An 18,166-nucleotide genomic window follows, 5' to 3' on the forward strand; every position below is an offset into this window, starting at 1 on the left:
CGAATCGGAAACAAGGAGAACAGTCATGAAGATTCTCGTCGTCATGACGGCCAAGGCCACGCTCCACCTGCTGGACGGTGAACAGCATCCCTCGGGATTCTGGGCCGAGGAATTCGTGGTGCCCTATCAGCTCTTCAAGGCAGCGGGCCACAGCGTGGACGTGGCGACGATCGGCGGCCGGGCCCCCACGGTCGACCAGACCAGCGTCGACGCCGCCTTCCTGCGGTGGGTCCGGCCGCAGGGCTCCGAGGACAACGACGCGGCCAATGCCGCCGCGTACCTGCGGGCCATCGAGCAGACCCCGCAGCTGAGGCAGCCGATCGCCCTGGAGACCCTGGGCGAGAAGGACGTCGCCGACTACGACGGGATCTACATCAGCGGCGGTCACGGCGCCATCGGGGACCTCCCCAAGTCCGACGAGCTCGCGCAGGTCCTGCGGTGGGCGATCGCCCAGGACAAGCCGCTCGCGACGGTCTGCCACGGCCACACCGCGCTGCTCGCGCTGCGCGACGGCGAGGGCCGGTGGCCCTTCGAGGGCTATCGGATGACGGCCTTCTCGCACGGCGAGGAGATGGTCACCAACATGGCGGGCCGGCTCCCGCTGATCCTCGAAGTCGAACTCACCCGGCTCGGTGCCCGCTACGAGAAGGCCGAGGCGATCTGGGACGCGCACGTGGTCGTGGACCGCAGGCTCACGACGGGACAGAACCCCTACTCCTCCAAGGCCCTCGCCGAGACGTTCCTGCTCCAGCTCGACCAGGGGTAGCACACCCGCCCGCACCCGATACCGGAAGGCAGTCATGACGAAGCGTCAGCTCAAGGGCCAGCCCCTTGCCAACCCCGGGAAGCTGTTCATCGGCGGCACCTGGGTCGAGGCCCGGGACGGCCGGACCGAACCGGACATCAGCCCCGTGGACGGTCAGGAGATCGTGCCGGTGGCCCAAGCCGCCGCCGCCGACGCGGACGCGGCCGTCGCCGCCGCCCGCACGGCGTACGAGGAAGGCCCCTGGAGCAGACTCTCCTCACAGGAGCGCGCGCTCAGGCTGAACCGGGTCGGCGAGCTGATCGAGCGGGACCTGGAGGAGATCGCGCTGCTGGAGACCGTGGACATGGGCAAGCCGTTCGCCTTCTCCAGCACCGTGGACGCGCCCATGGCCGCCCAGCTCATGCACTACTACGCCGGGGCCGTGACCCGGGTGGAGGGCTCCTCGCGGGCCCCGGCGGGCGGCCAGCTCGCCTACACGCTGCGGGAACCGGTCGGGGTGGTCTGCGCCATCACCCCCTTCAACTTCCCGTTGCTGCTGTCGATGACGAAGATCGCACCGGCCCTCGCGGCGGGCAACGTGGTCGTGCACAAGCCCTCTCCCGCCACCCCGCTCACCGCCCTGAAGATCGCCGAGCTCTTCCAGGAGGCGGAGATCCCGGACGGGGTGCTCAATGTGATCACCGGGCCCGGGGTGGAGCTGGGCGAGACGCTGACCGGGCATCCGGGCATCGACAAGATCGCCTTCACCGGTTCCACCGTCGTCGGCCAGTCCATCATCCGCAGGGCCGCCGACACCCTGAAGAAGGTCACGATGGAGCTCGGCGGCAAGTCCGCCAACATCGTCTTCGCCGACGCCGACCTCGACGCCGCCGAGGAGCTCGCCTTCTTCGGCATCTACTACAACAAGGGCGAGATCTGCACCGCCGGTTCGCGGCTGCTGCTCCAGCGGCCCGTCCACGACGAGATGGTCGAGCGCCTGGTGCGCCGGGCCGCGGCGCTGAGGCCCGGGGACCCGCGCGACCCGGCCACCCTGTTCGGGCCGCTGGCCCACCAGGGGCAGTTCGACAAGGTCGGTTCGTACGTCGAGATCGGCCAGAAGGAGGGCGCCGTCCTGCGGGTCGGCGGCACCGGCTGGACCCCGGAAGGGGCCTCGGCCGAGGGCCTGTACTTCCTGCCGACCATCTTCACCGGGGTGGACAACGGCATGCGGATCGCCCAGGAGGAGATCTTCGGGCCGGTCCTGTCGATCATCCCCTTCGACACGGAGGAGGACGCCGTGCGCATCGCCAACGACAGCGCGTACGGCCTCGCCGCCGGGGTGCACACCAAGGACCTGCGCCGGGCCCACCGGGTCGCCTCGCAGATCAAGGCCGGGACGGTCTGGGTCAATTGCTACAACCAGTACGACCCCTCGGTGCCGTACGGCGGCTACAAGGCCTCCGGCTTCGGCCGCGAGTGCGGCCCCGAATCCCTGGAGAGCTACACCCAGACCAAATCGGTCTGGATCGGCATGGACTGAAGGGGCACCCATGAACACCGGCATCATCGGCACCGGGCGGATCGGATCCACCCTCGCGCGGATCCTGGTCGCGGCCGGCCACCAGGTCGTCCTCGCCAACGCGCGCGGCCCGCGCTCGCTGGACCCGCTCGTGGCCGAACTGGGCCCGGACGCGCAGGCCGCGACCGTCGTCCAAGCGGCGGAGCGGGCCGAACTCCTGGTGCTGATGGTGCCCTTCGACCGGGCCGCCGCCCTGCTGCCCGCGGCCGCCGTCGACGGGACGGTGCTCGTGGACGCGATGAACGCCTTCGACGACCGCGGCGCGCCGCGGGACTTCGGGCCGAAGTCCTCCAGCGAGCGGGTCGCCGAATGGTATCCGCGGGCCCGCATCGTCAAATCCCTGAACACCATGCACTTCGAGACCCTCGCCGTCGCCGGAAGCGTGCCGCGCGCGACGGCCGCGGAACGTCTGGCGCATTACACGGCGGGCGACGACGCGAAGGCCAAGGAAATCGTCGCGGGAATCATCGCCGATCTCGGATTCGCCCCCGTCGACACCGGTCCGCTGCATTCCGGAGGAATTCTCCAGCAGCCCGACGGACCCCTCTTCAACCATCCGTTCACGGAAGCGCAGGCCCTCGCATGGATATCACACTGAAAGTGAACGGGGTCGAAGAGCGGTTCGCCGCCGAGCCGAACGAACTGCTCGTCGAACGGCTCCGCGACGGACTGGGCCTCACCGGCACCAAGGTCGGCTGCGACACCGGCCAATGCGGCTCCTGCGTGGTCCGGCTCGACGGGAAGTCCGCCAAGAGCTGCCTCGTCCTCACCGTCGCCGCGGCCGGCTCCGAGGTCTCCACCATCGAGGGAGTCGCCGGGCCCGACGGCGAGTTGAGCGGACTCCAGGAGGCCCTGCGCCAGGAGCACGGCACCCAGTGCGGCTTCTGCACCCCCGGCATGGTCATGGCACTCGGTGAACTCGTCGACACCACCGCCGGCGGTCCCGCCCCCACCGAGCCCGAGATCCGCGAATGGCTCACCGGGAACCTCTGCCGCTGCACCGGCTACCACAGCGTCGTCCGGGGCGTGCAGCGCGCCTGCGCGACGTCGAGACAGGAGGGGTGAACGCCATGACCACCGTGACGGGGGAGAGCGAACTCCACGCACCGGGACTGCTCGGGCAGCCGATCGACAGCCGCGAGGACCCGCAACTGCTGCGCGGCGAGGCCGTGTACATCGCCGACATCGACCTGCCCGGCACCGCCCACATGGCGATCCTCGGCAGCGAGGTGGCGCACGCGAAGATCCTCGGGATCGACACCAAGGCCGCGCGGCAGATGCCCGGCGTCCTGAAGGTGGCCACGGCGGCCGACTTCACGGACCTGATGCCGCTGCCCTGCATCTGGATACCCGGCGGGGTCGAGAGCCACTTCCCGCCCCACCCGTACGGACTTCCGGGCTCCCGCCCGGTGCTCAGCGGCGACGCCGTGCGCCACGTCGGCGACCCGATCGCCGTGGTCGTCGCCGAGACCGAGCGCCAGGCCGTGGCCGCGCTCGCCGCCATCAGCGTGGAGTACGAGCCGCTGCCCGTGGTCACCCGGGCCGACGACGCCCTCGCCGAAGACGCCCCGCAGCTCCACGAAGCCGTCCCCGGCAACCTCAACGCGTATTGGACCTGCGGGGACCAGGAGCGTACGGACGCGGCCATCGCCGACGCCGAGGTCACCGTGGAGCTGGACCTGGTCAACCAGCGCACCATCAACAGCCCCATCGAGCCGCGCGGCGCGATCGGCGCCTACGACCGGGCCACCGGCGAGTACACCCTCTACTCCTCCACCCAGGGCCCGCACAACCACCGCTTCCTGCTCTCCGCACTGGTCCTCGGCATCCCCTTCAACAAGCTCCGGGTGATCGCCCCGACCGTCGGCGGCAGCTTCGGCACCAAGGGGTACCTCTACCCCGACATGGCCCTGGTGCTGGTCCTCGCCAAGGCGCTCGGCCGGCCCGTGAAGTGGGTCGACACCCGCACCGGCCTGATGAACTCCACCGTCCAGGGCCGCGACCACCGCCAGCACGTCACGCTGGCCGGCACCCGCGACGGTCGGATCACGGCGGTGCGCTGCACCAGCTACGCCAACCTCGGCGCGTACCCCTCCACCATCGGACCCGGGGTGGCCACCGCGCTGATGGGGCGCTCGATCACCGGCATGTACGCCATCGACGCCGCGTTCTGCGAGGTGTACGCCGCCTTCACCAACACCGTCCCGCTGGGCGCCCAGCGCGGCAGCGGCCGCGCCGAGGCCGCCTTCCTGATGGAACGCCTGGTGGACCGGTACGCGGGGGAGATCGGCATGGACCCGGCCGCCGTCCGGCGCCGCAACCTGGTCCCGGCCGACCGCTTCCCGTACGACAACGGCCTCGGCTGGACCTACGACTCGGGGAACTACCGGGTGAACTTCGATCGGGCCCTGGAGCTCTCCGGATACGCCGACATGCCCGCCCGCAAGGCCGAGGCCCGCACCCGCGGCAAGCGCCTCGGCGTCGGCCTCGCCACCTACGTCGCGATCTGCGGGGTCGGCCCCTCCACCCGGATGTCCCAGGAGGGCATGCTCGGCGGGACCTGGGAGAGCGCCAACATCCGGGTCCACCCGACCGGCGAGGTCAGCGTCACCGTCGGCTCCGCCTCCACCGGCCAGAGCCACGCCACGGTCTTCGCCCAGGTAGCGGCGGACGAGCTGGGCATCGACGTGGACACCGTCGACGTCCACGAGGGCGACACCCTCAAGGCCCCCTACGGGCAGGGCACGTACGGCAGCCGCTCCTACAGCATGGCCGCCCCCGCCATCGCCCTCACGGCCCGCAAGATCAAGCGCAAGCTGGTCCGGGCCGGAGCCGTCTTCCTGGGCATCCCCGAGGACCGGGCGCTCTACGCGAACGGCAAGGTCTTCGAAGCGGGCAACGAGGAGAACGCGAAGACCTTCGCCGAGCTCGCCATGGGCCTGTGGTACGGCTGGGGACTGCCCGCCGACATCGAACCCGCCCTCGACGAGACCACCCACTTCGACCCGCCGGACTTCAACTACCCCTTCGGCAGCCACGTCGCCGTCGTCGAGGTGGACGAACTCACCGGCGAGACCGAGGTGGTGGCCTACACCGCCGTCGACGACGCCGGCAACATCGGCAACCCGAAGGTGGTCCTCGGCCAGATCGAGGGCAGCATCGTGCACGGCCTCGGCCAGGCCCTGATGGAAGCCGCCGAATACGACGACCAGGGCGTCCTGATCACCGCGGACCTGCGCGACTACGCCCTGCCCCGCGCCGCCGACGTCCCCTTCTTCGCGCTCGACAAGACCTGCACGCCCAGCCCCCACAACCCGCTGGGAGCCAAGGGGGCCGGCGAGATCGCCACCGTGCCGCCCGCGGCCGCCGTGGTCAACGCGGTCGTCGACGCGCTCGCGGACCTCGGCGTCCGGCACATCGACATGCCCCTCACCCCGGAGAAGGTCTGGCGCCGCCTGCGCGGAGAAGGAGCGGAGCAGTGATCCCCACCGCGTTCGACTACGTCCGGCCCGACGGCGTCGAGGAGGCCCTGACCCTCCTCGCGGGCACCCCGGGAGCGCGGATCCTGGCCGGCGGCCAGAGCCTGCTCCCGGGACTGCGCACCGGGGAGGCCCTCCCCGGCGGCGGGCCGGTCCGCCTGCTCGTCGACGTCACCCGGCTCGAAGGGCTGCGCGGCGCCGTCCGCACCTCCGCGGGGCTGCGGATCGGCGCCCTCACCACCCTGGCCGAACTGGCCGCCGACCCGCTCGTGCTGAGCGAGGCCCCCGAGCTGGCCGCCGCCGCCCGCGCCAACGGGGACCCGCAGGTCCGCAACCTGGGTACCGTCGGCGGCAACCTCGCCGCGCCCGGCCGGGCCACCGACCTCCCGGTCGCCGCCCTCGCCGCGGACGCGCTGGTCGAGCTCGCCGCACCAGGCGGCCGGTCCACCCGCACCGCCGAGGAGTTCACGGCCACCGGCGTGCCACCCGACGCGCTGATCACCGCGCTGCTGGTGCCCGCCGCGGGAGCGGCCGGCGCCTTCGAGAAGACCGCCGACCGGGCCACCCGCTACCCGGTCTGCGCGGTCGCCGTACGGATCACCCGCCACGGACCGCGGATCGCGGTCACCGGGGCCACCGCCCGGGCGGTGCGGCTGCACGGGGTCGAGGAGCTCCTGTGCGACCACGACGCGTACCCGACGCAGGAGGTGCTGGCGGCCTTCCGGGCCCAACCGCGGGACCTGTTCGTCCCCGGGCGCGGCACCTCGGCCGAGTACCTCGGCCACCTCGCGGGAGTACTGACGGCCCGGGCCCTGACCAGGGCCCTGTCCGCATGGACCGCACTCGGCTGAGCGCGGCCGCGCAGCGACGCACCACGGGGGAGTGAGAGCAGTGGCCCACCTGCCCAAGACGACGACGGGAGTGACGGTGCACCCTGCCGGCGGGGCGGCCGCGCCCTCCAGAGGCTCCGGTTTCTGGGTGATCGGCGCGGTCCTCGTGCTCCTGATGCTCTCCTCCTCCGTGCCCTCCGCCCTCTACGTGCTCTACCAGCAGAAGTGGGACCTCTCCGCGGGCGTGATCACGGTGGTCTTCGCCCTGTACGCCGTCACCGTGCTCGGCGGCCTGCTGCTCTTCGGCTCCCTCTCCGACACGCTCGGGCGCCGTCCCGTGCTCGGCGCGGGACTCGTCCTCGCGATCGTCTCCATGGCCCTCTTCGCCGGGGCGCAGGGACTGGGCTGGCTGCTCGCCGCCCGCGCCGTGCAGGGGCTCGCCGTCGGACTGGCCACCGGGGCCATGGGCGCCGGGCTCCTCGAACTGGCCCCGCGCTCCCGGCCCGCGCTCGGGGCCCAGGTCAACAGCGCCGGACCGACGGTCGGGATCGGGCTCGGCGGGCTCGGGGCCGGACTCCTCGTGCAGTACGGGCCCGCGCCCACCGCGCTCAGCTACCTGCTGCTCATCGGCGCCTTCGCGCTCGCCCTGATCGGGGTGGTGCGGATGGGGGAGAGCGCACCCGGCGCCGCCCGGCCGGGCCGCGGCTTCTCCCTGAGCCCGCACCGGATCGGCGTACCCGCCCCGGTCCGGCGCCGCTTCGCCGTCCTCGTCCTGACCATCGTCGCCGTCTGGTCGGTCGGCGGCTTCTACCTCTCGCTCGGACCGCACCTGGCGCTCTCGCTCCTCCAGAGCACCAACTACCTCGTCGGCGGCGCCACCGTGGCCCTGCTCGCGGGCGCCGCCACCACCGCCCAGCTCTTCCTCGGCCGGACCGAGGCCCTGCGGACCGCCGTGCTCGGCCTGTGCGGGCTGCTCGCCGGACTGGCGCTGGTCCTGCTCGCGCTGGGAGCGCGCTCGGCCGCCGTGTTCCTGATCGGCACCGCGGTCCTCGGGGCCGGCTGGGGCGCCGCCTTCCTCGGCTCCTTCCGCGCCCTGAGCGCCCTCGCGGAGCCGGCGCACCGGGGCGAACTGACCGCCGCGGTCTACGTGTTCGCGTACCTCGCCATGAGCGTCCCGGCCGTGCTCGCCGGGCTGCTCACCAACATCCACGGGCTGCACCGCACCTCGGTCGGCTTCATGACCGCCGTCGCCGCCGTCTGCGCGGTGGCCCTGTGGATGACCCTGCGACTGGCCGCCCGCACCCGGGCAGAGGGGAACACGCCGTGAACCCGTCCGAGCTGCGCACGGCGCTGGGCGCGCTGGAGATCTTCGCCGCGCTCACCGAGGACCAACTCGACTGGCTGGTCTCGGTCTCCGAGCCGCGCGCGCTCGCCGACGGCGAGGTGCTCTTCCGCGACGGCGAGGAAGCCACCGGCTTCCACGTGCTGCTCTCGGGCGGCCTGGTCGTGACGAAGGTCGTCGACGGCCGCGAGGAGGTGCTCACCCGGCACTCCACCGAAGAGGAGGGCGCCGCGGCCGAGGACCACGACGGCAAGCCCGCCGCCGCCCACCGGTTCACCGGCGAACTGCCCCTGCTCACCGAGGGGACGTACGTGGCCACCGCGGCGGCCAGCGGCCCCGTCACCGTCGTCGTCGCCTACCCCAGGCCGGTCTTCTTCGAAATGCTGACCCGCTGCCACGGGGTGGCCGCGGTCCTGCTGCCCGTGCTGGCCTGGCGGATCAAATCCTCCGAGATCCAGGCCCGCAAGCGGGCCACCGTGGAGGCGCTGGGCACCCTCGCGGCGGGCCTGGCGCACGAGCTGAACAACCCGGCGGCGGCCGTGGCCCGCGCCGCCCAGGAGCTGGCCCCCGCCCTGGACCGGCTCACCCGCACCGCGCAGTCCTGGGGAGCGGCCGCCACCGGCGCCGAGCGGGCCGTCCTGGACCGGATCGCGGACGAGCTGGACAAGCTCCCGCCACCGGTCACCACCGACCCGCTGGCCCAGGCGGACGCGGAGGAGGCGATCGGCGACTGGGCCGAGGAGGCGGGGGTGGAGCGGCCGGGGCTGCTCGGCGCCGGGCTCTCGGACCTCGGGCTGGAGCTGGGCTGGCTGTTGGAGCGGTTGGAAGGGATCGGCGAACCGGCGCTGCCCGCGGCCCTGGACCACCTGGCGGCCCTGCTGGAGGTCCGCGCGCTGGCGGCCGAGCTGCGCGCCGCCGGACCGCGGATCTCCCACCTGGTATCGGCCACCCGTGATTACGCCAATCTCGACCGCGCCCCCGAGCAGCGCTTCGCGGTGACGGACGGGCTGGAGAACACGCTGGTCGTGCTCAGGTCCAAGCTCCCGGGGATCAGCATCGTACGTGCGTACGACCCCGATCTGCCCGAACTGACGGGCTATCCAAGCGAGTTGAACCAGGTGTGGACGAATCTGGTCGACAACGCGGCCGAGGCCATGGAGGGCTCCGGAGTGCTCACGCTGCGTGCCCGCGCCGAGGGCGGGTGCATGGTCGTGGAGGTCTGCGACACGGGCCGCGGCATCCCCGAGAGCTCCCTGCCACGGATATTCGAGCCGTTCTACACCACCAAGGACGTGGGGAAGGGCACCGGACTCGGGCTGCACCTGAGCTACCGCATCGTCACCCAGCGCCACCGCGGCTCCATCGCGGCGCGGTCCCGGCCGGGTGAGACGCGGATGGTGGTCCGCCTCCCGCTGGCCCCGGCCGCGCACCCGCCCGCCGCTCCCGACGAGCCCTGACCGACGAGCCCCAGACCTTCGAGCCCCGACCACGCGCCGCACCACCCACCCCAGTTGAAAGGGAGTCGACATGGCCACCTACGACATCGCCAAGCTGCACCCGGTCTTCGTCCGTCAGATGGACGCGTTGGCCGCGCTGGACATCGAGGCGGTGATGAGGAACTACACCGACGACGCCGTGCTCCTTCGATTCGAAGGCGCATCGGTGGGGATCGACGCCGTACGGGAGACCTTCACCGGCTACCTCTCGGTGAAGCCCACGCTGGTCGAGCTCCAGGAGTACGTCGAGACGGAGGACACGATCTTCTACCGGGCGATCATGAACCTCAACGGCGAACCGGAGCACGCGTTCGGGACGCTCGTCGTCCGCGATGGCCGGATCTGGCGCCAGACCGCCGGGTTCGGCGGCTGACTCCCGATATCTGGGTAGCGTGTGCGGGGAGGGCGGGGGCAGCGCCCTCCCCGGCACGCGGAACAGTGGGGTAAAGGGGAGGTCATGGAATCGGAAACCGGACGCGTCGAAGCGTTCAGTGACGGCGTGTTCGCCATTGTCATCACGATTCTCGTACTGGAGATCAAGGTCCCGGAGGAAACCGGATCAGCACTCTGGCACGGTTTGTGGGAACAGTGGCCGCATTACGCGGCATACGTGGTGAGTTTCCTCATCATCGGCGTCATGTGGGTCAACCACCACACCATCTTCATTCACCTCAAGAAGGTGGACAGGCCGCTCCTGTTCCTCAATCTCCTGGTGTTGATGGTGGTTTCGGTGATCCCGTGGACCACTTCTGTGCTGGCAGAGCACCTGGATGACGGGGATTCGGCCAACGCGGCCGCCATCCTCTACAGCGCGTGGACCGTCGTCTACGCCCTCGCCTATCTCGGTTTCTGGTGGTACGTCACGCGAGTGGGCCACCTCTTCCACGAACACGTCGACCGGGCAGGCGCCCGCGCCACCCGGATGCGCTTCGGGCTGGGAGCCATCGCCTACCCCTGCACCGTGGTCCTGGCCTTCTTCTCCGCACCCCTCACTCTCGTCGCACACTTCCTGATCGCGCTCTACTATGCGGCGAACCAGATCCCCATCCCCCTCGTGATAGAAGAAGAGCGGCTCGAAAACGCCAGCGACCTCATGAAGTAGCCGCAGGGCCCTACGGGCGGTTCCGTCGGTCAAGTAGGGTATTGGATCTAGCTGGTCGCGGGGGAGGCCCGGATGGCTCGCGTAGTCCTGCCGGAGGAATCCGCCAAGGATATCTCCGAATTGATCGACGTGCTGATCTCTCTGTTCTTCGAGTCGTTACCCCGGCGGGACCAGCGAAACTGGGCCCGCGTATATCTGAACGGCCTCGTGCGGACCAGCGGAAAGAAGACCATACGGAATATCGCCGGAACCGGTGCGAGTTCCGTCGAGCAGAGCCTCCAGCAGTTCATCAGCAAGTCCCCCTGGGACTGGACGCCCGTACGCCGCTCCCTCGCCCAGCACCTCGAACGCACCGCTCAGCGCCCGCTGGCCTGGGTGGTGCAGCCCATGGTCATCGAGAAGGCCGGCGACCGCTCGGTCGGAGTGGGCCGCCAGTTCGTCCCCCAGCTCGGTCGCACCGCCAACTGCCAGCAAGCCGGCGGGATTTGGCTCGCCTCCAGCGAGGCCAGCTTCCCCGTCGAATGGACCCTCACCCTCCCCGGGCCCTGGACCAGCGAACTCCTGCACCGCCGCCGCGCCGGCATCCCGGACACGGCCCGCTCGCTCACCCCCGCGCAGGACGCCGTGCAGGCCGTCCAACGGATGGCCGCCACCTGGCAGTTGCAGCGCAGGCCGGTGGTGATGGAGGTCGCCAACACCGACATCGCGCACACCATCGAATCCTTCTCCCTCCAGGACATCCCCTTCGTTCTGAAGGTCGACGGATCACTGCCGGTGTCCTTCGGGGGCGCCGGGCGCCACAAGCCCGGACCGCACATCGCGCCCGCCCGCGAGCTCATCGACTCCCTGCGCTCGCAACGCCGGGTCGTCGAATGGACCCGGCACGGCCGCGGCGAGGGCGCGGTCACCCTGCTGACCGCGGCGGCCGTCCTCGGTACGCCCCTGGAGGAGCGGGTCTCACCGGCGCCGACCCCGCTGCTGCTGGTCGGGGCCTGGACCGAGGCCGCCCTGCTGCCCTCGGAATTCTGGATCACCAACATCGGCGACCGGCCGCTCGCCCAGCTCTTCCTGCTGGCCAAGCTCACCGACCGGGTCTCCCTCGACTTCGCCGGGATCTGCGAGCCCGTCGGCATCCGGGACTTCGAGGGTCGTTCCTTCCGGGGCTGGCACCACCACGCCACCCTCGCGAGCGTCGCCCACGCCGCGACCCTGCTGGGCGCGCGCGGCCGGGCCGCCTCCGATCCGTACCCCGGACCGGTCAGGCCCCCCGGTCAGCCCCGCGCCACTCCCGCGGTGCTGCCGCCCCGGCCCCTGATACCCGGCCAGGCGACCCGCCGGGAGTTCATCCGCTGACCGGCGGCCACCGCAGGAGCGGGCTCTACGCGCGTGGCTCCTTCGTGTGGGTCCTTCGCGTGGGTCCTTTCCGTAGCCCCCCGCCGGGACTAAGGTCCCGTAGGAAAGGACCAACCGTCCCACCACGTCCTGGACGATCGCCCCGGGCTGCACCAACGCCAGGACATGGGAGAATGAAGTACGTGCGTTTCCTCGGCTGCCCCGTCAGGGCAGGCGGCCCCTCCGATCGACTGGGATGTTCAGCACGTGCGTTTCCTCAATGACCTGAAGCCGCCGTACGACCTGACGTACGACGATGTGTTCATGGTGCCCAGCCGTTCCTCGGTGGGTTCCCGGCAGGCCGTCGACCTCTCGTCGCCCGACGGGACCGGCACCACCATTCCCCTCGTGGTCGCCAACATGACCGCGATCGCGGGCCGCCGGATGGCCGAGACCGTCGCCCGCCGCGGCGGCATCGTCGTCATCCCGCAGGACATCCCGATCGAGGTCGTCACCGACGTCATCTCGTGGGTGAAGACCCGCCACCACGTGCTCGACACCCCGATCACGCTGGCCCCCACGCAGACCGTCGCCGACGCGCTGTCCCTGCTGCCCAAGCGGGCGCACGGCGCCGGCGTCGTCGTCGACGCCGACAACCGCCCGATCGGCGTCGTCACCGAGCACGACCTGTCCGGTGTGGACCGCTTCACCCAGCTCTCCGAGGTCATGTCGAAGGAGCTGCTGCTCATCGACGCCGACATCGACCCGCGCGAGGCCTTCAACCAGCTCGACGCCGGCCACCGCAAGCTGGCCCCCGCCGTGGACGAGGACGGCCGCCTCGTCGGCATCCTGACCCGCAAGGGCGCGCTGCGCGCGACCCTCTACACCCCCGCCACCGACGCCGACGGGAAGCTGCGCATCGCGGCCGCCGTCGGCATCAACGGCGACTTCGCCGTCAAGGCCAAGCAGCTGCTGGACGCGGGCGTGGACACCATCGTCATCGACACGGCCCACGGCCACCAGGAGTCGATGATCAACGCGATCAGGACCGTGCGCGCGCTCGACCCGCAGGTCCCGATCGTCGCGGGCAACATCGTCGCCGCCGAGGGCGTCAAGGACCTCATCGAGGCCGGCGCGGACATCATCAAGGTCGGTGTGGGCCCCGGCGCCATGTGCACCACCCGCATGATGACCGGCGTGGGCCGCCCGCAGTTCTCCGCGGTCATGGAGTGCGCGGCCGAGGCCAAGAAGCACGGCAAGCACGTCTGGGCCGACGGCGGCGTCCGTCACCCGCGCGACGTGGCCATGGCGCTGGCCGCCGGCGCGTCCAACGTGATGATCGGCTCCTGGTTCGCCGGTACGTACGAGTCCCCCGGCGACCTCCAGCAGGCGGCCGACGGCCGTCTGTACAAGGAGTCCTTCGGCATGGCCTCCGCGCGCGCCGTGCGCAACCGCACCTCCGAGGAGTCCGCCTACGACCGCGCCCGCAAGGCGCTCTTCGAAGAGGGCATCTCCACCTCCCGCATGTTCCTCGACCCGGCCCGCCCGGGCGTCGAGGACCTGATCGACTCGATCATCGCGGGCGTGCGCTCCTCCTGCACCTACGCCGGTGCCGGCTCGCTCGCCGAGTTCGAGGAGAAGGCCGTCGTGGGCATCCAGTCCGCCGCCGGTTACGCCGAGGGCAAGCCGCTGCACGCCAGCTGGAGCTAGTCCCCCCGCACCCCCCCCGTATCACCCGCGGCCCCCGGCCCGTCCGCTCCAGGACGGGCCGGGGGCCGCGTTCGTACCCGCCCGGGCCTCAGCGCTGCGAGCTGTGCACCCCGGCCCGGTACTTGGGGATCCGCACGGTGATCTTCATGCCCTCGCCGACGGCCGTCTCGAAGACCAGCCCGTAGTCGTCCCCGAACACCTGGCGCATCCGCTGGTCGACGTTCGGCAGCCCGATCCCCGTCCCGCAGCCGGTCGCTTCCCCGGCCAGGATCCGACGCAGCAGCGCGGGGTCCATCCCCACCCCGTTGTCCTCGATGGTCAGCACCGCCTCCGGGCCCGCGTCCCGGGCCGCGATGGTGATCCGGCACTCCCCGGAGGAGTCCTCCAGCCCGTGCTTGACCGCGTTCTCGACCAGTGGTTGCAGGCAGAGGAACGGCAGTGCCACCGGCAGGACTTCGGGGGCGACGCGCAAGGTCACCTTCAGCCGGTCCCCGAACCGGGCTCCGGCCAGCGCCAGATACTGCTCGATGGACCGCAACTCGTCCGCCAGCGTGGTGAAGTCGCCGTGGCGCCGGAAGGAGTACCGGGTGAAGTCAGCGAACTCCAACAGCAGTTCGCGGGCCCGCTCCGGATCGGTGCGGACGAAGGAGGCGATCGCCGCCAGCGAGTTGAAGATGAAGTGCGGCGAGATCTGCGCGCGCAGCGCCCGGATCTCGGCCTCCATCAACCGGGTGCGCGAACGGTCCAGTTCGGAGAGCTCCAGCTGCACGGAGACCCAACGGGCCACCTCGGTGGCGGCCCGCACCAGCACCGCCGACTCCTCGGCCCCGTACGCCACCAGCGCCCCCAGTACCCCGTCCTCCCCGGTGAGCGGGGCGACGACCTCCCACTTCAGGACGCAGCCCGGCTCGCGGCAGTCCGTGTACCCGCTGCTGCCGCGCCCCGATTCCAGCAGCCGCGCCGCCCGCTCCATCGCCCGCCGCTCGTGGTGCCCGGCCCCCGGACCGTCCCAGGCCAGCACCTTCTCCCGGTCGGTCAGGCACAGTGCCTCGGTGCCCAGCAGCGAGCGCAGCCGCCGGGCCGCCTTGCGGGCGGTGTCCTCGGTGAGCCCGGCGCGCAGCGGGGGAGCGGCCAGCGAAGCGGTGTGCAGGGTGTGGAAGGTGGCCCGCTCCACCGGAGTCCCGAGACCCGAGGCGCCGCGACCGGCCCGGCGCGCGTGCAGCCGGCCCAGCGCGTACCCCAGGGCCATGACCGCGGCGACCGCGCAGGCCACGGCCGTCGGCGCCAGGAGCGCCGCGCCCGTCACCGGGCGTCCCCGAGGCCGTCGGGGCGGTGGCTCTCCGGCCGGCGCACCAGCTGTTCGGGCAGGTGCAGCCGGGCCAGGGTGGCCGCCGTCCCCTTCGGTATCCGCCCCGGTGTGGCCAGCGACACCAGCACCATCGTCAGGAAGCCGAGCGGCACCGACCAGGCGGCCGGCCAGGCCAGCAGGGTGGTCGGCCAGCCCGCCGGGGCCAGCCCCGCCCGCGTCGCCAGCACCGCGCCGAGCGCCGCCCCGCCCCCGACCACCAGCCCGGTCACCGCACCGGGCGGGGTCAGCCGGGGCCACCAGATCCCCAGCACCAGCAGCGGACAGAAGGAGGAGGCCGACACCGCGAAGGCGAGCCCCACGGCGTCCGCCACCGGCACGTGCGAGGCCAACACCCCGCCGACCAGCGGCACCGTCATCGCCACCAGCACCGACAGCCGGAAGGCCGCCGCCCCGCGGAAGCCGCCCGGTGCGGTGGGGCCCCCGCGCCCCCGCGCCGGTAGCACGTCCTGGTGCAGCACCCCCGCCACCGCCATCGTCAGCCCGGAGGCGGTGGACAGGAACGCGGCGAAGGCGCCCGCGGCGAGCAGCGCGCCCAGCAGTTCGCCGAGCAACCCGCCGACCATCCGCGCGGGCAGCACCAGCACCGCCGCGTCGGTGTCGCCGGTGAAGGCGAGCTCGGGAGCGTAGATCCGGCCCAGCGCCCCGTAGACCGGCGGCAGCAGGTAGAAGGTGCCGACCAGCCCGAGCACGACCAGGGTGGTGCGCCGCGCGGCCCGCCCGTCGGGGCTGGTGTAGAAGCGCACCGCGACGTGCGGCAGGCCCATGGTGCCGAGGAAGGTGGCGAGGATGAGCCCGTACGTCGCGTAGAGCCGGTACTCCTCCCGCTTGCCCGAGAGCGGCTGGGACCAGGACGCGGCGGCCGGCCGATCGCCCGCGCGGGCCGCGGGCAGCGCGCTGCCCGACGCGAACTCCAACCGGGTGCGGGCCGCCACGGTGTGCTCGCCGGCGCTCAGCGCGGTGGTGCCCCCGGTGTACGTCCGGCCGTCGATCCGGCCGGTGACGCTCAAGGCGAGCGGCGCGTCCAGGGTCATGCGCACCTCCTGGCCCAGGGTGACCGAGGCGTGCTCCCGGAGCACCGCCGGGGCGTCGAAGGTCGCGCGCGGGGCGCCGTCCCCGGCCCAGGCGGCGATCAGGAAGAAGGCCGGGACCAGCAGCGCGGTGAGCTTGAGCCAGTACTGGAAGGCCTGCACGAAGGTGATGCTGCGCATCCCGCCCGCACCCACGGCCACCGTGACCACGACGGCCACCACGAGCCCGCCCGCCCAGCGCGGGGCGCCGGTCAGGATCTGCAAGGTCAGTCCCGCGCCCTGGAGTTGGGGCAGCAGGTACAGCCAGCCGACACCGAGGACGAAGACCACCGCGATCCGGCGCACCGCCCGCGACTCCAGCCGCGCCTCGGCGAAGTCCGGCAGCGTGTACGCCCCCGAGCGGCGCAGCGGCGCGGCCACGAGCACCAGCAGCACCAGATACCCGGCCGTGTACCCGACCGGGTACCAGAGCATCTCCGGCCCCTGGAGCAGCACCAGCCCGGCGATCCCGAGGAAGGACGCGGCGGAGAGGTACTCCCCGCTGATGGCCGCCGCGTTGAGCCGGGGACCGACGGTGCGCGAGGCGACGTAGAAGTCGGAGGTGGTGCGCGATATCCGCAGCCCGAGCCCGCCGAGCAGCACCGTGGCCAGGACGACGACGGCGACCGCGCTCAGCGCGTACGTCTGGTTCACCGTGCGGCCTCGGAGGGGAAGGGGGCGGGTTGCGGTCACCGGATTCTAGGCGCGTGCGTGCGGCGGGCGACAGGCCGGATCCGGCGCCGCCGCGGGGCCGGACGCGGAACGGGTCAGCGCATCCGGTCGTGCGCGTGCGGGTGTTCGCAGTCGCGGTGCTCGGCGCAGTCGCGGCGGGCGATCTCCAGCTCCACGTAGGACTCCTCGGCCCGCCGGAAGGCCAGGGTCAGGGCCGCTTCCGCGCGCGGCGGCAGGTGCTGGCGGCAGCTCTCGTCGGCTTCGTAGAGGACGTCGGCCCAGCGCGCGGCCGCGCTGCGCAGCCGGGCCAGCAGGGCCTCGGCCTCGGCCGGACCGGTCGGCCGGGTGCGGGGCAGTCCCTGCAGGGCGTCGAGCAGCGCCTGGATCTCGGACATCTCGCTCCTCCCGCCCGGAAGATCCACGATAGGGGCGGGCGGACCGGGCACGGGCCGAAAGGGCGCGCCCTGCGGCCGACGGCCCCGCCGGATCGCCGTACGCGCCGTGCCGCGCGACGAACGGCGTCCGCACAGCGCCGGGCGGTCACGCCCGCCGGGGCCACCGACCAGGGGGTGTCCGGCCGACATCCGCCTGATACCGCTCAGCCGGTGGCCTTGCGCATCAGGAGGTCGCGCAGTTCACGGGCGTGGCGACGGCTCACCTGGAGTTCCGCGGCGCCGACCCGGACGCTGGTGGTGCCCGCGTCCAGGCGCAGTTCGTCGATCCGGTCGAGCGCCACCAGGTGGCGCCGGTGTATCCGTACGAAGCCCCGCGCGGCCCAGCGCTCCTCCAGCGTGGACAGCGGGATCCGCACCAGATGGCTGCCCTCACGGGTGTGCAGCCGGGCGTAGTCCCCCTGGGCCTCGACGTACGCGATGTCCGCTATGGCCACGAACCGGGTCACCCCGCCCAACTCGACCGCGATCTGCTCGGCGGCCCGCTCCGCACCGGTGGCCGGCGCGGCGACCGCGGCCGCGGCGACCGGAGCACCGGGCGGTGCGGGGCGCCGGGCGCTCCCCGGCGCGGGGGGCGCAGCGGCCGGTTCCCGGTCGTGCCCCAGCAGTGCGCAGACCCGGCGCACGGCCTCGGCCAGCCGCTCGGGCCGGACCGGCTTGAGGACGTAGTCCACCGCCTTGAGGTCGAAGGCCTGGACGGCGAAGCCCTCGTGCGCGGTGACGAAGACGATCAGCGGCGGCGAGCTGAACCCGGCGAGCAGCCGGGCGATGTCCAGCCCGGTCAGCCCCGCCATGTGGATGTCCAGGAAGACCACGTCGAGCCCGTCGGCCCCGTCCGGGCCCGACTCCACGGCCAGGGTGATGCGGCGCAGGGCCTCGGTGGCGTCGGACGCCCCGACCGCCGCGCCCACGCGCGGGTCGGAGCGCAAGAGGTAGAGCAGCTCCTCCAGGAGCGGTTTCTCGTCGTCGACGGCCAGTACGCGCAGCATGG

Annotated in this window: 16 protein-coding genes; 12 read left to right on the forward strand and 4 right to left on the reverse strand. The window is 72.3% G+C overall.

Translation table 11 applies throughout. From position 1 onward, the window contains the following. Nucleotides 1-25 precede the first annotated feature (25 nt). From ACIBEA_RS19195 to ACIBEA_RS19250, 12 genes are all read left to right on the forward strand, one after another. Nucleotides 26-766 carry a type 1 glutamine amidotransferase domain-containing protein gene (locus ACIBEA_RS19195; RefSeq protein WP_399262343.1) on the forward strand — a complete coding sequence of 247 codons (741 nt, stop codon included), beginning with the start codon at nucleotides 26-28 and terminating at the stop codon, nucleotides 764-766. Between the two features lie 34 nt (nucleotides 767-800). Further along, complete coding sequence (locus ACIBEA_RS19200; protein ID WP_399262345.1) at nucleotides 801-2,285, forward strand: aldehyde dehydrogenase family protein; 1,485 nt, start codon at nucleotides 801-803, stop codon at nucleotides 2,283-2,285. 10 nt (nucleotides 2,286-2,295) lie between these two features. After that, entirely contained in the window at nucleotides 2,296-2,922 is a 627-nt protein-coding gene (locus ACIBEA_RS19205; RefSeq protein WP_399262347.1) for an NADPH-dependent F420 reductase, read from the forward strand. Next, a complete protein-coding gene (locus tag ACIBEA_RS19210) occupies nucleotides 2,919-3,389 on the forward strand; it encodes a (2Fe-2S)-binding protein (RefSeq protein WP_399262493.1) in 471 nt (156 codons plus the stop codon). The genes ACIBEA_RS19205 and ACIBEA_RS19210 overlap by 4 nt, the downstream gene beginning before the upstream one ends. 5 nt (nucleotides 3,390-3,394) lie before the next feature. Continuing rightward, complete coding sequence (locus ACIBEA_RS19215) at nucleotides 3,395-5,806, forward strand: xanthine dehydrogenase family protein molybdopterin-binding subunit (protein ID WP_399262349.1); 2,412 nt, start codon at nucleotides 3,395-3,397, stop codon at nucleotides 5,804-5,806. Further along, nucleotides 5,803-6,654 (forward strand): FAD binding domain-containing protein, encoded by an 852-nt coding sequence (locus ACIBEA_RS19220; RefSeq protein ID WP_399262351.1) that lies wholly within the window; start codon nucleotides 5,803-5,805, stop codon nucleotides 6,652-6,654. The genes ACIBEA_RS19215 and ACIBEA_RS19220 overlap by 4 nt, the downstream gene beginning before the upstream one ends. 31 nt (nucleotides 6,655-6,685) lie before the next feature. Next, entirely contained in the window at nucleotides 6,686-7,960 is a 1,275-nt protein-coding gene (locus tag ACIBEA_RS19225; protein ID WP_399262353.1) for an MFS transporter, read from the forward strand. Then, nucleotides 7,957-9,432 (forward strand): ATP-binding protein, encoded by a 1,476-nt coding sequence (locus ACIBEA_RS19230; protein WP_399262355.1) that lies wholly within the window; start codon nucleotides 7,957-7,959, stop codon nucleotides 9,430-9,432. The genes ACIBEA_RS19225 and ACIBEA_RS19230 overlap by 4 nt, the downstream gene beginning before the upstream one ends. 70 nt (nucleotides 9,433-9,502) lie before the next feature. After that, complete coding sequence (locus ACIBEA_RS19235; RefSeq protein WP_399262357.1) at nucleotides 9,503-9,844, forward strand: nuclear transport factor 2 family protein; 342 nt, start codon at nucleotides 9,503-9,505, stop codon at nucleotides 9,842-9,844. An 84-nt stretch (nucleotides 9,845-9,928) separates the two neighbouring features. Next, nucleotides 9,929-10,573 (forward strand): TMEM175 family protein, encoded by a 645-nt coding sequence (locus ACIBEA_RS19240; RefSeq protein WP_399262359.1) that lies wholly within the window; start codon nucleotides 9,929-9,931, stop codon nucleotides 10,571-10,573. 72 nt (nucleotides 10,574-10,645) lie between these two features. Continuing rightward, nucleotides 10,646-11,926 carry an IS701 family transposase gene (locus ACIBEA_RS19245; RefSeq protein WP_399262361.1) on the forward strand — a complete coding sequence of 427 codons (1,281 nt, stop codon included), beginning with the start codon at nucleotides 10,646-10,648 and terminating at the stop codon, nucleotides 11,924-11,926. 225 nt (nucleotides 11,927-12,151) lie between these two features. Further along, nucleotides 12,152-13,615 carry a GuaB1 family IMP dehydrogenase-related protein gene (locus ACIBEA_RS19250; protein WP_399262495.1) on the forward strand — a complete coding sequence of 488 codons (1,464 nt, stop codon included), beginning with the start codon at nucleotides 12,152-12,154 and terminating at the stop codon, nucleotides 13,613-13,615. A gap of 88 nt (nucleotides 13,616-13,703) precedes the next feature. Here ACIBEA_RS19250 and ACIBEA_RS19255 read toward each other — a convergent pair whose 3' ends face one another. The 4 genes from ACIBEA_RS19255 to ACIBEA_RS19270 all read right to left on the reverse strand — a co-directional run bounded on the left by ACIBEA_RS19255 (nucleotide 13,704) and on the right by ACIBEA_RS19270 (nucleotide 18,164). Next, the gene (locus ACIBEA_RS19255) at nucleotides 13,704-14,921 is read right to left on the reverse strand and encodes a sensor histidine kinase (RefSeq protein ID WP_399262363.1); all 1,218 of its coding nucleotides are present in this window, start codon (nucleotides 14,919-14,921) and stop codon (nucleotides 13,704-13,706) included. Then, nucleotides 14,918-16,705, reverse strand: a complete 1,788-nt coding sequence (locus ACIBEA_RS19260; RefSeq protein WP_399262365.1) for a cation acetate symporter — start codon at nucleotides 16,703-16,705, stop codon at nucleotides 14,918-14,920. Before ACIBEA_RS19260 ends, ACIBEA_RS19255 begins: the two co-directional genes overlap by 4 nt. A 113-nt stretch (nucleotides 16,706-16,818) precedes the next feature. Beyond that, nucleotides 16,819-17,118, reverse strand: a complete 300-nt coding sequence (locus ACIBEA_RS19265; RefSeq protein WP_354381543.1) for a hypothetical protein — start codon at nucleotides 17,116-17,118, stop codon at nucleotides 16,819-16,821. 203 nt (nucleotides 17,119-17,321) lie between these two features. Next, nucleotides 17,322-18,164, reverse strand: coding sequence for a LytR/AlgR family response regulator transcription factor (locus tag ACIBEA_RS19270; protein ID WP_399262367.1), 843 nt, complete (start codon nucleotides 18,162-18,164; stop codon nucleotides 17,322-17,324). Nucleotides 18,165-18,166: the final 2 nt, after the last annotated feature.

Source organism: Streptomyces sp. NPDC051555 (assembly GCF_044454405.1).
GTDB lineage: Bacteria > Actinomycetota > Actinomycetes > Streptomycetales > Streptomycetaceae > Streptomyces.